This is a genomic window from Marinobacter sp. CHS3-4, assembly GCF_030053415.1.
Classification (GTDB): domain Bacteria; phylum Pseudomonadota; class Gammaproteobacteria; order Pseudomonadales; family Oleiphilaceae; genus Marinobacter.
This window is the reverse complement of the sequence record NZ_JASGBJ010000001.1, coordinates 552094-566777: the sequence shown is the minus strand read 5'-3', so window position 1 is coordinate 566777 and position 14684 is coordinate 552094. Positions and strand designations below refer to the sequence as shown.

The 14684-nt window shown below is 57.3% G+C and carries 13 protein-coding genes; 6 read left to right on the top strand and 7 right to left on the bottom strand.

The features are described from left to right. Positions 1 to 65: 65 nt before the first annotated feature. The 5 genes from QLQ17_RS02585 to QLQ17_RS02565 form a co-directional block, all read right to left on the bottom strand. A complete protein-coding gene (locus QLQ17_RS02585; protein ID WP_283207975.1) occupies positions 66 to 1361 on the bottom strand; it encodes a DUF945 family protein in 1296 nt (431 codons plus the stop codon). A gap of 39 nt (positions 1362 to 1400) precedes the next feature. After that, positions 1401 to 3545, bottom strand: coding sequence for a polyphosphate kinase 1 (gene ppk1, locus QLQ17_RS02580; protein WP_283207974.1), 2145 nt, complete (start codon positions 3543 to 3545; stop codon positions 1401 to 1403). Next, complete coding sequence (gene hemB / locus QLQ17_RS02575; RefSeq protein WP_283207973.1) at positions 3542 to 4561, bottom strand: porphobilinogen synthase; 1020 nt, start codon at positions 4559 to 4561, stop codon at positions 3542 to 3544. Before hemB ends, ppk1 begins: the two co-directional genes overlap by 4 nt. A 118-nt stretch (positions 4562 to 4679) precedes the next feature. Continuing rightward, entirely contained in the window at positions 4680 to 5696 is a 1017-nt protein-coding gene (locus QLQ17_RS02570) for a lipase secretion chaperone (protein WP_283207972.1), read from the bottom strand. A gap of 131 nt (positions 5697 to 5827) precedes the next feature. Further along, entirely contained in the window at positions 5828 to 6049 is a 222-nt protein-coding gene (locus QLQ17_RS02565; RefSeq protein ID WP_283207971.1) for a hypothetical protein, read from the bottom strand. Between the two features lie 224 nt (positions 6050 to 6273). On the opposite strand from QLQ17_RS02565, the gene QLQ17_RS02560 reads away from it, so the two are divergent. The 4 genes from QLQ17_RS02560 to panP all read left to right on the top strand — a co-directional run bounded on the left by QLQ17_RS02560 (position 6274) and on the right by panP (position 10822). Further along, positions 6274 to 6906, top strand: coding sequence for a TetR/AcrR family transcriptional regulator (locus QLQ17_RS02560; protein ID WP_283207970.1), 633 nt, complete (start codon positions 6274 to 6276; stop codon positions 6904 to 6906). Positions 6907 to 6908: 2 nt separating this feature from the next. After that, positions 6909 to 8612, top strand: a complete 1704-nt coding sequence (locus QLQ17_RS02555) for an isovaleryl-CoA dehydrogenase (RefSeq protein ID WP_283207969.1) — start codon at positions 6909 to 6911, stop codon at positions 8610 to 8612. A gap of 33 nt (positions 8613 to 8645) precedes the next feature. Next, entirely contained in the window at positions 8646 to 8984 is a 339-nt protein-coding gene (locus QLQ17_RS02550; RefSeq protein ID WP_283207968.1) for a DUF503 domain-containing protein, read from the top strand. Between the two features lie 161 nt (positions 8985 to 9145). Next, on the top strand, positions 9146 to 10822 hold the full coding sequence (gene panP, locus QLQ17_RS02545) for a pyridoxal-dependent aspartate 1-decarboxylase PanP (RefSeq protein ID WP_283207967.1): 1677 nt from the start codon (positions 9146 to 9148) through the stop codon (positions 10820 to 10822). A gap of 27 nt (positions 10823 to 10849) precedes the next feature. Here the strand turns inward: panP and QLQ17_RS02540 are convergent, their stop codons facing one another. Both QLQ17_RS02540 and QLQ17_RS02535 read right to left on the bottom strand, forming a co-directional pair. Continuing rightward, positions 10850 to 11116 carry a hypothetical protein gene (locus QLQ17_RS02540; RefSeq protein ID WP_283207966.1) on the bottom strand — a complete coding sequence of 89 codons (267 nt, stop codon included), beginning with the start codon at positions 11114 to 11116 and terminating at the stop codon, positions 10850 to 10852. A 104-nt stretch (positions 11117 to 11220) separates the two neighbouring features. Continuing rightward, positions 11221 to 12780: an inorganic phosphate transporter gene (locus QLQ17_RS02535; protein ID WP_283207965.1), complete on the bottom strand. Its 1560-nt coding sequence runs from the start codon at positions 12778 to 12780 to the stop codon at positions 11221 to 11223. Between the two features lie 194 nt (positions 12781 to 12974). Between QLQ17_RS02535 and QLQ17_RS02530 the strand changes: the two genes are divergently transcribed. Beyond that, the gene (locus QLQ17_RS02530) at positions 12975 to 14084 is read left to right on the top strand and encodes a GGDEF domain-containing protein (RefSeq protein WP_283207964.1); all 1110 of its coding nucleotides are present in this window, start codon (positions 12975 to 12977) and stop codon (positions 14082 to 14084) included. A 62-nt stretch (positions 14085 to 14146) separates the two neighbouring features. Further along, positions 14147 to 14596, top strand: coding sequence for a flavodoxin (locus QLQ17_RS02525; RefSeq protein ID WP_283207963.1), 450 nt, complete (start codon positions 14147 to 14149; stop codon positions 14594 to 14596). Positions 14597 to 14684 lie beyond the last annotated feature (88 nt).

Genomic DNA, 14684 nt, shown 5'->3' with positions numbered 1-14684 from the left:
TGCGAAGCCCGACTCGGCGGCAATACGGGCACCCTGCCGAGGGGTGCCGTGGGCCAACTGGCTAATCAGAAAATGGGCGGCAGCGGAATCACGTTACCGTTGATGGTCAGGGCCATGTCCTCGAGCGTACCCACCATGTGCAGACGGTCACCCTCCTGAACGACCATGCCCTGCTGGATCAGTGGAGCCACCTGCATTGCCAACCCCGGATTATTGTCAACCAGTGCCGCCGGCATGCTCAGGTCCAGGTTGCCGGTTAGCCCTTGCATGACCAACAGGGTCTGTTGTTTTTCCTCATCAGACAGCTCCGGGTGACTCAACTGAATCTCTCCGGTGACCGGGCCCTCCGGGGTGCTCAGGTCAATCTTCGGGAAACCAAAAGTGAAGCCTTCAGACGCCAGGGAACTGAACGCCTCGCTGATCTTCTGAACCATCGCCATCTGTTGCTGCATTTGCGCCTGTGGACCTGCATCTGCAGGCATGTTCAACGCAGCGTGCTGCATATCGTTCATCGCCGCTGACAGCGCCTCCATGCTCGCAACATCCAGACCATCCAGGCGCATCTGGATTTCGTGGGGGCCGAAGACCTCGCCATTGGCCTGAACTTCATCCAGTTTGAAGCTGGCGTCAGCGTTCAGGCGTGCCCCGTTTTCTGTCGCATCACTGGTGCTGATGATCGACAGCCCACTGAATGCAACCTTAGGCTGCTGCGGCGCGCTTATCTGAAGGCTTGCCAGGGACATGTCCACATCACCGAGCCAGAGTTCGCCGGTGAGATGCTCGACAGATTGCTCCATCTTCAGGTCCGAAACGCTGAAATCAGCGTCCGGACCGGTCACCGTCATCCCCGGCCATTCCAGAATGATATCCGCCGTGGTACCTGCAGAACCGATGTCGGCGCGACCATAGGCGCGGGAGAATACCATCGTTTCGCCGGTTTGCTCGTCAGTCACATTTACTTCGGGGATGGTTAGCTCAACAATGCCTGCCCCCCAGATGCGGGTCTCTAAAGTCAGCCTTGGCCTCTCATCGGGAAAGTACTTTTTGACCTCAGCGCTCAGATCCTCGGGAGTGGAGAAGTCCATAAGGCTGCCGGTGATGCCATGACTGACTCTGGCCTGGTAATCAAAGCTTTGCTGTTCACCGGTTTCGGGCATCACCACCGTGACCGAGCCACGGATGCTGGCGTTCATATAGCCCCGATCGTAATCACGGGTTTCTACGCGAAAGGCGGTCTGAGAATCGTTAATGCCCGCTGCCACTGATTGCCACTGATGCTCGGTGTAATAACCTACACCCCAAGGCGCAGCCGCACCCAATGCCAGCACAACGACGCCAGCTACCATCCATTGTGTTTTCAAATCCTGTTCTCCCTGCAGCGCGTGGCTGTCGTTTATCAGTTATGTTTGTGTTCCGGTCAGGCGCTCAAGCAGGACTAACTGGGAGGCCAGCCGCTCTTCGCCCTCGGCGGGCTGATTTTGAACGTAACTGCCGTCAGACTGCAAGATCCACGACTGACAGTTGTCGGCCAGGTAGGTATCCAGATCTTCACGCAGCCTCGCCACCAGTGACGGGTCTTCCACCGGAAAAGCGGTTTCCACGCGATTGAGCAGATTGCGCTCCATACCGTCGGCGCTGGAACAATAGACATCCGGGCGGCCATTGTTGCCAAAGTAATAAACGCGGGTGTGTTCCAGAAAACGCCCGATAATGGACCGGACGCGAATGTTGTCCGAGAGACCCGGCACCTCGGGGCGCAGGCAGCAGACCCCGCGAACGATGAGGTCAACCTTCACGCCCGCCTGGGAGGCCCGGTACAGGGCTTTGATCAATTCGCGCTCGGTCAGCGCATTGAATTTGATAATAATCCGGCCTTTTTCGCCCAGCTGCGCCTCGCGATCCACCAGAGCCAGAAGCCGACTGTGCAGGGTGAACGGAGAATGAAACAGTTTTTTGATTTTGAGCGCCTTGCCCATACCAGTGAGCTGCTGGAATAACTTGTTCACGTCATCGCTGATGGATTCGTCGCAAGTCATGAAGCTGTAGTCGGTATACAACCTGGCATTGCCCGCGTGATAGTTGCCGGTACCCAGGTGGACGTAGCGACGCAGACGCCCTTCTTCCCGGCGCACGATCAGGATCATCTTGGCGTGGGTTTTATAACCCACAACCCCATATACGACAATAACGCCCGCCTCCTGGAGTCGACTGGCCAGTTCCAGATTTTCGGCCTCGCTGAAGCGCGCACGCAGCTCAATGACGGCGGTGACTTCCTTGCCCCGACGCGCAGCGTCCATCAATGCCTCAACGATTTCCGAATCGGCACCGGTGCGGTACAACGTCTGACGGATCGCCAGCACCTGGGGATCTTTGGCTGCCTGGCGTAGCAAATCCACCACAGGACTGAAGTTTTCGAAGGGATGCAGCAATAACAGTGGTCGCTTGCGAATCGCATCAAACATCGAGTCTTTACTGCGAATCAATCGCGGAATGGATGGCGAGAAGCCCGAATAGGTCAGATCCGGTCGATTCACCAGGCCGCTGACCGCCATCAGACGCGTCAGGTTAACCGGGCCATGAACCTGATACAGGTCCCGCTCGGTCAGGCCGAATTCGCGCAGCAGGAAGTGAACCAGCTCTTCCGGACAGTTGTCCGCCACCTCCAGCCGCACACCATCACCGAAGCGACGGCTTAACAGTTCACCACGCAGTGCAGACGCCAGATCTTCCAGATCGTCTTCCAGTTCCAGGTCAGCGTTACGGGTCAGACGAAATTGATAGCAGCCTTTCACTTCCATGCCCGGGAAGAGCTCTTCGGCGTGGGCGTGGATCATGGACGAGAGGAACACCAGGTTTTCGCCGCCATCACAGACGTCATCAGGCAGGCGGACCAGGCGCGGTAACGAACGCGGAGCCGGCACGATAGCCATACCGGTTTCCCGGCCAAAGGCGTCCTTTCCGTCCAGTTCAACGATGAAATTCAGACTCTTGTTCACAAGCCGCGGAAACGGGTGAGACGGGTCCAGCCCGATGGGGCTAACCACCGGGAGAATCTCATCTTCAAAATATTGCCGCACCCAATCTGCCTGCTCTGCCGTCCACTCCCGGCGACGAACAAAGTGGATGTTCTCCCGCTCCATTTCCGGGATCAGCACGTTGTTCAGAATTTCATACTGCTCCCGGATGTACTCATGGGCCACTTTGCTGATCTCGCCCAGCACTTCTTCCGGCATCATGCCGTCAGAACCCAGAGACTCCCGACCGTATTTGATCTGCTGACGCAGACCTGCCACACGAATCTCGAAAAACTCATCCATATTGCTGCTGAAGATGCAGCAGAACATCAGGCGGTTGAGCAACGGATGTGTCGTATCCAGCGCCTGTTTGAGGACCCGATAGTTAAACTGAAGCTGGCTAAGCTCCCGATTGAAATAGTTTTCCGGGGACGACAGTCTGATATCGCCCGCTGGGTCCGGCACTTCCACCGGTGCCGGTACGCTGTGCAGCTCTGCCGTTTTGTCTTGGTTCGCAGATTCCGTGGTCATTGCGCTTCTTTTCCCCGTAAAAGTTTTGCTGCCCGCACTGCAAAATACGTCAGTATGGCGTCGGCGCCAGCGCGACGCATCGCGGTCAAGCTTTCCATCATTACCGCATCGCCATCCAGCCAACCGTTTTCAGCCGCGGCCATGTGCATGGCGTACTCGCCGCTGACCTGATACACAAATGTGGGCACCTGAAGCTCCTGCTTCACCCGGCGAACAATATCCAGATACGGCATACCGGGTTTGATCATGACCATATCGGCCCCCTCGGCGATGTCCATGGCCACCTCGTGAATGGCCTCATCGCTGTTGGCCGGATCCATCTGATATGTGCGTTTGTCACCCTTGCCCAGATTGCCGGCGGAGCCTACCGCATCGCGAAACGGGCCGTAGTAACTCGAGGCGTATTTGGCGGAATAGGCCAGTATCCGGGTATTTACATAACCCGAATTTTCCAGCGCCTCGCGAATGGCTCTGACCCGACCGTCCATCATATCGGACGGCGCGACCACATCGGCCCCAGCTGCCGCATGCGAGGTTGCCTGTCTGACCAACGCTTCGATGGTGGTATCATTCAGCACGTACCCCTGATCATCAATGATGCCGTCCTGGCCGTGGGTCGTGAACGGATCCAGAGCCACGTCGGTAATCACACCCAAGTCTGGAAACGCCTTCTTGAGCGCCCGCACAGCGCGTTGAGCAAGCCCCTCAGGATCCCAGGCGCCGGAACCGGACAGGTCTTTCCGCTCTGCCGGCACCACCGGAAACAACGCGATGGCAGGGATACCCAGCGCCACCAGTTCGCCGGCCTTTGCCAACAGCAGGTCAATGCTCATGCGCTCGACGCCGGGCATGGATGGCACAGCTTCGCGCTGCTCCTCGCCTTCCAGCACGAACACCGGGAAGATCAGATTGTCCACGCTCAACCGGCTTTCACGCACCATGCGACGGGAAAAATCATCCGCCCGATTTCGACGAAGGCGGGTACCAGGATACAGGCGGTTGACCGGTGAACTCACAAAACTTCTCCTCTGCCGGGATGGAACACTCGTCCACCATCATACACGCCAAAAGGAGCTGGGGCAGGCCCAGCAAGCGGATTGGAACCCAGCCTGACAGGGGATTGTGACGGTTCCGTTACTGCAGGGAATCCAGAGCCTGGGCACGATGTCTTTCCGGCCCTTCAAAGTACTGCGCTCTCAAACGTTCGACGGCGGCCTCTTTCTCAGGGCCGGCCAACCCCTCAAGTTCTGCCTTGTCCTGCTGATAAGCCCGCCAACGGCGTTCCCAGTCCTGCTGTTCCGCTTCAACCTGAGCCAGACGCTCCGCAGCCTCAGCCCCGAAAGCGTCTTCGCGCCACGCCTGCAACGCTTGGGGGTCGTCCGCCAGCTGCTGCCGAACCTGTTGATACTCAGAAAATTTTCGCGTCTGTTGGCGGGATTCACGGATCGGTGCCGGCAGCGATTCCTCCGCTTTCAGCAATTGCACCTGTCGCTCCTGATCAGTCAGGGAGTCATCGGCGCGAATTCGCATCTGCGCCACCTGAAACTGATCAACGGCCTCCTCGAGAGCAAAGAAAGCCTCTGCGGTTTCAGCGTCCAGCCACTGTCGGCGCAAGGCCCTAATATCCGCCAACTGACGCGCCATGGCATCCGGATCCATGGTGGCAGCATCAGACATCGAGCCCTCTATTTCTCCCAACGCCAGCTTGTAGTCGAGGTAGGCGCCCAATATTTTCCCGGCCTCAGAGCGCGCGGGCTCTGGCAGGTTGGCCAACGCGTTCTGGATTCTGGCCACCAGCTGCTCCAGCGTTTCCTCTCCCAGCGCAGCGAGGTAGTACTCGAACAGCTCGCGAAGCTCTGGAGTCGGGATCAGCGCTCCATTGGCATCGATTCTGGCCCAGCCGGACGGAACATTGGTGCCTTCCAATGACGCTGGCAGAGTATCCGGAAGCTGGGCAGGATCGGAGGTAATCAATTCAGAAGGCTGCTGCGCGGCTACCTCCCCTGAAGCCACAGGGCTGACATCAGTCTCTGGCGCGCCAACAGACGGGCGAGCGCTGCCCTGATCCGAAGAATGGAGGGTAATGGTAAACGCCAGGGCAACGGCCAGCCCGATGAGTGCCACCGTTGCCAGGGTCAGAGTGCGGTTCATGGGTACTTGCAGCCTTGAAGGATCAGACAACCGAAACCACAGGATAGGCCAGTCTTTCAGGCTACGCTGCGATCAACCTCAAAAGATGAGGTATCTTCCAAACCTGACCGCAAACCCCATGAGCCACAGACTCAGAACGTCCGGTTATTAAACCCGACTTCCACCTTTTTCGGCGCGTCATTTCTGAAAGTAGTGTCCACTTCTTCAATCTGGCCGCCCTGATTCAGGAAGGCTTCAATGTCCCGCTGCAATTGCGCGCGAATGCGCGCCCGGCCGGCAACGGAATGGTTATCGTCACTGTCTGCTGTCCAGGTTCCGGATTGCTCCAGATTGCTTTCGTCGAATTCACTCATGGAATTTCTCCTGCAACGAAAACGCGCCCGCCACTGTGGCAAGCGTCTTGGCGTCTTTATAATGCGGTTTTGATGACTGCGCTATTTCCCTGAAAAGCCTTTTTTGTAATTTTTTGTAACTAATTCCATATAGTTGTTTTAAAAGGATAAACTGGAAAGGCTACGGAACACTTGATCGTTGACTGAAGAAATGAATCGTGGTTCACTACTTATAAGGATGCCGGATGGCTTACCGCGAAACAGAAAAAATGCGCAACCGTAAGGCCCACGCCAGAAAGCGCATCGTGGAATGCACCCAGCAACGGGTCGCGGAAGGCGGCTTTCGCAATGCACGAGTCACTGCCGTTGCCGAGTGCGCTGGCGTCGCAACGGGCACCATCTATCGGCATTTTGACTCCAAAGAAGAGCTGTTTGCTGAAATCTTCCGCATCGCCACACAGCGGGAAGTAGACAAAGTAACCGAAGCACTGGGCACTGAAGGCAATGCGGTTGTCCGACTGGAACGGGCACTGCGCCAGTTCGCCGAACGGGCACTGCGGGCACCGACAATGGCATGGTCGCTGATTGCCGAGCCGGTTGACCCGAAAGTGGAGGAAGAGCGCCTTAAATTCCGCCGAGCCTATGCCGAACTGTTCGAACAGGCGATTGAGCAAGGCATGGCAGAGGGAAGTTTGCCCACACAACAAGCGGCACAGAGTGGCACCTGCCTGGTAGGCGCCATTGCCGAAAGCCTGGTAGGCCCATTGTCACCATCCATGGTGGAAGCGGCCAACCCGGGAGAAAATAACGACAGTCATCCGCTGGTCGACTCCATCATTGATTTTTGCATGCAGGGGCTGACTGGCAACCGGAGGTAAACATGAACGCCCGCCAGCCAGTGCCAGATTCTGCCAACCCTCGCCACGACGGCGTGTCTGACTATGCCAACACGCACGAGGTGTTCAACCAGCCCCCCGCACTGGAAAACTATAACCCGTTTACCCAGGACACGGCGCTGCAGGAAGCAGTCGCCCGAGAGGGCGCCGCATCGGCCGTCACCGACCTGAAACGATTTGGTGAATGGACGGGAATGGCGAGCACCATCGAGCTTGGCTTTCAGGCCAACGCCAACAAGCCGATGTTTGATACCCACGACCGGTTCGGACACCGGATTGACCAGGTGAATTTCCACCCGGCCTATCACCAGTTGATGAAGGCCGCGATGGCCGAAGGCCTGCACAGCAGCCCCTGGTCCAATCCCGGCCAGGGTGCCCATGCGATCAGAGCCGCCAAATATTATCTCCACTCTCAGGTGGAGGCTGCCCATTGCTGCCCGATCACCATGACATTCGCAGCCGTTCCCTCGATCCGGAAACAACCAGAGCTGGCCGCCCTCTGGGAGCAGAAAATCCTGGCCAACGAGTACGATCCGGATAACCGCCCTGACGGCGAAAAGCAATCCGTGACCATTGGCATGGCCATGACTGAAAAACAGGGTGGCAGCGACGTTCGCGCCAATTCCACCCGCGCCTACCCGGTGGGACAGACCGGCCCCGGACAGGCCTACGAGTTGGTAGGGCACAAGTGGTTTGTTTCCGCCCCCATGTGCGACGCCTTCCTGGTACTGGCCCAAACCGACAATGGGCTGTCGTGCTTCCTGATGCCTCGCTGGCGCCCGGACGGCACCAAGAACCCCTGGCAGGTCCAGCGCCTGAAAAACAAAATGGGGAACGTGGCCAATGCGTCCAGCGAAGCGGAATTGCGGGGCGCCCTCGCCTGGATGGTCGGCGAGGAAGGCCGGGGCGTGCCAACGATTATTGAAATGGTCGCCATGACCCGATTCGATTGCATGATCGGCAGCTCTGCCGGCATGCGCCAGGCCGTTGCCCAGGCCACCCACCACTGCAGACATCGCAGCGCCTTTGGTCAGCGTCTGAACCAGCAACCGTTGATGCAGAACGTACTGGCCGATCTGGCCCTGGAAAGTGAGGCCGCGCTGACCTTCACCATGCGAGTTGCCCGCGCCCTGGACAATCAACACCTGGAACAGGAGCGTTTGCTGGCTCGACTGGCAACCCCGGTTGGCAAGTACTGGATCTGCAAACGCACACCGAACCATGCCTACGAAGCCATGGAGTGCATCGGCGGCAGCGGCGTGATGGAAGACTGCATCATGCCTCGTCTGTTACGCGAGTCCCCGGTGAACGCTATATGGGAAGGCAGCGGTAATGTTCAGTGCCTGGACACCCTGCGTGCTTTGCAAAAAGAGCCTCAGGCACTGGAGGCGTTTTTCAGCGAAGCCGAAGTGGCCAAAGGTTCAGACGTTCGTTTTGACCGTTTCATGACGCAACTTCAGAACGATTTTACCGACGTCAGTGACTTCCAGTACCGGGCACGTAACCTGGTCGACCGGCTGGCACTGCTGATGCAGGCGTCGCTGTTGCTGCGCCATTCTGACCCGGCCGTCGCTGATGCATTCTGTGCTTCCCGCCTGGAACACAGTGGCGGCCTGAATTTCGGTAACCTGCCGTCAGGCCTGGACGTTGCCCGCATTATCGACAGAGCGACACCTGTAGTAGACTGAGAGCTATCGTCAGCTTTAATGCAGTAAACGCTCATGTCCGATGCTCTGAAAAAGCTTCTGAACGCAGAAGCGCCTCACCCGGTGATTACCCCACACGTCGGGGTTCTCACCCTGCATTTTCAGCTTTATGGTTGTGAAGACCTGAAAGCCAAGCGCAAGGTGTTTACAGCGTTGAAGGCCGTTTGGGGCAGAGAACCAGACCTGGCCGTGGCGGAGACCTCCGATCAGGAGGCACTCGACTGCGCCACCTGGACCATCGCCGCCCTCGGCGGATCGTCAAGACAGATTACGGAACGCCTTGATCAGGTCGAGAAAGCCATTGAAGACCGGGTAGATGCCGCCATTCTGGACGTGCATCGGGAAATTCTTTGAGCAATGACCCAATTCAGCTGGCTGTAGCGTATGGCTGCATGGCCCCGTATACTACGTGCCCTCAGGGAGGCAGCGCCCATGCCCTTCGGGCACACAACCGTTTATTGCCACAAGGCACCCGGGAAGGGCCTGTGGTGGACCACTGAAAGCGTGTGGCACCTATGACTGGAAAGAAAAAGTCGGCCCAGGCCTCCGTCGAAGCCATGCACCGTGTATTTACGGTGCCCGAGGCTCCGGAATCCACACTGAGCCGGATTGATCAGAACATATCCAGCAACCTGGCCGGGTTCCTGCAGGAACATATCGTCGCGGTTGAACGTGACCTGTCGGAAGTTGAAAAAGACTTTTCTGACTACGCCATACCCGAAAAGCCCATATTCGTGTCCGAGCAAGCCCAGTTCCTTCTGGAAAAGCTGGTCGCCAACTCGGTTCACACTGCCTCTCCAAGCTTCATCGGACATATGACGTCGGCGCTGCCCTATTTCATGTTGCCGCTGTCCAAAATCATGATTGCCCTGAACCAGAATCTGGTGAAAACCGAAACTTCCAAGGCATTCACGCCGATGGAGCGCCAGGTACTGGGCATGATTCACCGGCTGGTGTACAACGAGGATGGCGACTTTTACCGCAAATGGATGCACGACCCCGGCCATGCGCTGGGCGCCATGTGCTCGGGCGGCACCATTGCCAACCTGACTGCACTCTGGGTAGCGAGAAACAACGCCTTTCCGCCCGAGGGCAACTTCCGCGGCATTCATCAGGAAGGGCTTTTCCGGGCCTTGAGATACTACGGCTGCGAGGGCGCGGCGATACTGGTCTCCCGGCGTGGACACTATTCACTGCGCAAGGCGGCCGACGTGCTGGGGCTGGGCCGGGAATTCCTGGTGCCCGTGGACACCGACGACACCAACCGGATCGACACCGATGCCCTGCGCGAAAAGTGCCTGGAACTGCAAGCCCAAAAGATTCGGGTGATGGCCATCTGCGGGATTGCCGGCACGACGGAAACCGGCAATGTGGATCCGCTGGATGCCATGGCCGACATTGCGAGGGAATTTGGCGCCCATTTTCATGTTGACGCAGCCTGGGGTGGCCCCACCCTGTTTTCACGTACCCATAAACATCTGTTGCGAGGCATCGAGCAAGCAGACTCGGTCACGTTTGATGCCCACAAGCAACTCTACGTGCCGATGGGCGCAGGCCTGGTGGTCTTTCGCGACCCGGCGCTTGCCAGCGCTGTCGAACACCATGCCCAATACGTTATTCGTAAAGGTTCGCGGGATCTGGGCAGCACCACGCTGGAAGGCTCCCGGCCTGGCATGTCGATGCTGATTCAGTCAGGCCTTAAAATACTGGCTCGGGAAGGTTACGAAATTCTGATCGATCAGGGCATCGAGAAAGCACGAACATTTGCCACCATGATTGGCGATGAGCCGGATTTCGAGCTGGTCACCTGCCCGGAACTGAACATTCTGACCTATCGCTATTGCCCGAAGTCGGTACAGGATGCGCTGGCTATTGCCACAACAGAGCAGTCAGAGAAGTTGAACACCTCTCTGAACCGCGTCACCAAGTTCATCCAGAAAACCCAGCGTGAGCGGGGCAAGGCGTTTGTGTCCCGGACGCGTCTGGAGCCAGCCAGACACCATCACTTCCCCTGTATCGTTTTCAGGGTGGTGCTGGCCAACCCACTCACGACCCGGGAAATACTGGCGGACATCCTGATTGAACAGCGGGCACTGGCAGGGGAAGAAGCCATTCAGGATGAACTGGCCATTCTTCATCAGATGGCAAACGCCATTCTTGATAACGACCAGTTGGACGAGAAACGCGCCTGACCCGGCGCGCTCCATAACAGCATAGCCTCAGTAAAGCGCTTCTTCGTCGTCCAGCACTTCGTCCAGGATGTCCAGGAACATGCGGTCGGCATCGCTCCATGACTCGGGAATGCGAATGGTCGTGTTGGCGCTGATCTCCCGGGCGATGGCTTCACTCGCGTTGGGCTGGTCACGATATTTGCGCGCGATCTCAACCGATTTCACCGCGATGGTGGGATCACTGAGAACCTTCTTGATAAACACTCTGAGCTCGTCAATCACCTTTGCCTGACGGCTTTCTGCAGCTGAACTCATTCGTTTTTCCCCGGCGATACAAACATTTCAGGGCGACTACGCCCCAGTGGCTGTTTCTCTAGTATGGGCTATCGAGCCTGATCTTCGCCAGACTCGGATATCCACTAGATCAGCAGGCCACGAATAGTGAAGAAAAGCGTGGCGGCCATCAATGCAGAGGCAGGCACCGTAATAATCCAGGCAGCGACGATGCGCGTCAGGTGCGAACGTTTGACCATTTCCTCACGGTAAATTTTCTTCAGGCGCTTGCGCTCTTTCTTGGACAAGGGCACCTGTTTTTTCTTCTTGGCTCTCTGCAGCAAACGCTCCATTTCCTCAACAGAGGCATTGCGGAAATCATCCAGGAATGGCCTAAGGCGCTCGCGCTCCGCGTCGTCGTGGCTGTCCATGATGCCGTGTAGCTGAGTCGCATAATTGCTCTTGAGGTATTCACGCAGGAATCCGACACCAAACACGCCGCCAACAGCAATGTGAGTCGAGCTGACGGGCAACCCGAGTTGGGAGGCAATGATGACCGTCAGTGCTGCTGACAAGGCCACGCAGAACGCTCTGGTCTTATCCAGCTCGGTAATTTCACTGCCCACTGTCTTGATCAGCCTTGGCCCGAACAGCATCAGGCCAACCGCCAGGCCCAGCGCACCCACCAGCATGACCCAGAGTGGAATCGCTGCCGACGTGACCACCGCACCGGCCGACAACGCGTCGTTGATAGCCGCCAGCGGACCAATGGCGTTCGCCACATCGTTGGCACCGTGGGCAAAACTCAACAAGGCCGCCGCGAAAATCATGGGCCAGGTGAACAGCTCATTCACCCCGGCCGAGCTATTCTCCATGGTTGCAGCCCGCCGACTGACCAACGCACGCATGGCTACAAAGATCACGGCTGCCAGGCCCAGGCCGACCAGAGTGGCTTCCATAAAGTCGACTTTGATGACTTTCTTGACACCTTTCACCATCAGATAAGTGCCGAACGCCCACGCCATGATTGCTACCAGCCAGGGCACAAAGGTTCGTGCCGAGGCCACCAGATTATCGCGGTAAAGCACCGTTCGCTTCAGTGCATAAAGAAACAGAGCGGCCAACACGCCACCCATCACTGGTGATATCACCCAGCTCGCAACAATTTTGCCCATCACTGCCCAGTCAGCAATGGCCCAGCCTCCGGCCGCAATCCCCGCACCGAGGACACCGCCAACGATCGAATGCGTCGTTGACACTGGCGCGCCCATCCAGGTCGCCAGGTTTAACCAGAGTGCCCCAGCCAGAAGCGCCGCAGTCATTAGCCACACAAAGGTCTGGGCATCGTCCAGCCTATCCGCCGCAATGATGCCGCCCTTGATGGTCGACACAACGTCACCGCCGGCAATCAACGCGCCACCGGCCTCAAAAATCGCAGCAATCACTACAGCGCTGCCCAGCGTCAATGCGCCGGATCCCACCGCCGGCCCGACGTTATTGGCAACATCATTGGCGCCGATATTGATGGCCATGTAGCCACCAATGACCGCCGCTGCCATCAGCAGCATACTATTGGGAAGCCCTTCCGAGATCTGGCCAACCACGATAAACACCCCCAGCAGAAAAAGGAGGCTGAAGCCAACGCGATAGCGTTCGGTGGAGGGGCTGGTCAAGAGGGTATCGAGAAAACCGGAATTGCTGGCCATGGCACATCAGTCTCGCAGCTGAGGGATTGAGTTTTTCCAACTAGGACGCGGACGAACTATAAATTTTCTGACATAAAATTGAAACTAAACGGTAATACCGCATAGCTTTGATCAAAGTCGCTGCAAAAACTGGCCGAGTGCGCTAACTTGTGCCCTCAATTACCCGAGTGACCAAAAGACGAATAAAAATCTCCATGGCCAGCTCCCAACAACCCAGCCATCAGTTTGCGATAGAGAGCGAAGAGGCGCGCGTATCACGCCTGCTGAACGCCCTGTCAGTCATGGCCGTGCTCTTCCTGTTGGGGATTGGCGGCAAGGCCTGGTTTTCTGAGCATCACGTCCATGCCTGGGTGCTCTGGGCTTTCGGCGGATTGGTCGTCGCCAATATGCTGATCTTCGCCCACACCGGCAGCCGCGCGCAACAGAAAGGCGGGCTGATATCCATTGTCGGGTTGTTGTTCGGCTACCTGATCGTTACGGGCGGAGAAAGCAACACCGGCCCGCTCTGGTTTTATGTGTTCCCGCCTTTGCTGTTCTATCTCACTGACCTCAAGACCGGCACCGCCGTCCTCCTTTTCTGTGCCTTTGTGGCCATTGTGGTGTTCCAGTTTCCAGATCTGCCCATCGTTACCGCTGAATACAGCAGTGACTTCAAGATCCGTTTCTTTGCCGCGCTCGCCTTCGAGTCTATCTTCTGTTTTGTGCTGGAAGCCTCAAGACTCAATGCCCGCAAGGAACTGATGGACCTTGCGCAGGCTCACAAGCAGGCGGCACAGACGGACGAATTAACCGGTCTGTCAAACCGTCGCGATATGCAACACCGGCTGAACGAGGAGTTTTCCCGTCACCAACGTTCCGGGCACCACTTTTCTATCGTGTTGATCGACCTCGACCTGTTCAAGCACATCAATGACGAATACGGTCACGACGCCGGAGACCAGGTTCTCAAGGACTTCGCAACGCTGATGAACGCTGTTATTCGCAAAGCCGATGTGGCTTCACGATGGGGTGGTGAAGAGTTCCTGATCCTGTTGCCAGACACGGCGTTGTTGCAGGCACTGACATTGGCCGAACGACTGCGACAAAAGGTCGCAAAACACGAATTCAGCTTTGCCGGGGATTCTATGCCGGTGACCATCAGTGCCGGCGTCTGCTCCATCGCCAAAACCGGCTCAGTCAATGAACTGCTCAAACACGCGGATCTGCATCTATACAGCGCCAAAGAAAATGGCCGAAACCGAATCGCGCCACGGGTACGTACCCACGAAGCCGAAGCGGATCCGGACACTCACCAGCCCTCTTGAGCGCCCTGGCCCTGGCCGCTATGATCCGGGGCTTTCAACCCAACCGTTGTTCAAGGTGCATTATGTCTTCGATCCGAGTACTTGTGGGCAGTGTCTTCGGTGGCGCTCTTCTTACAGCAAGAGAACTGAAAAAGGTGCTTGAGCCTGAAGGCCACGGTGTGGTGGTCTGTGAGCAACCAACATTGTCTGACATCACCGACAATGATGATCCGATACTTATCTGCACATCCACCACGGGCCAGGGGGAAGTGCCGCCCAACCTGCTGCCGTTCTATCTGGAACTGCGGGACACCCTGCCACAACAACCAGGGCGCCCCTTCGGTGTGATTGTGCTGGGCGACAGCTCGTACGGTGATACCTACTGCGGGGCTGGCGATCTGATGGAAGAAGCGTTTCTGGAAACCAGTGCCCGTAAAGTTGGCGAGACTCTGAAAATAGACGCGCTGGAAACCACGGAACCGGAAAAGGTGGCCGTCACCTGGGTAGAGAACTGGCTCACAAAAGTGTCCTGACCCACGGAACCAAAATACAGAAACAGTCGTCTTGTCAACTAGACCTTGAGGGACCAGACGCTTCGCGCCATACTGATCCAAAACCCAA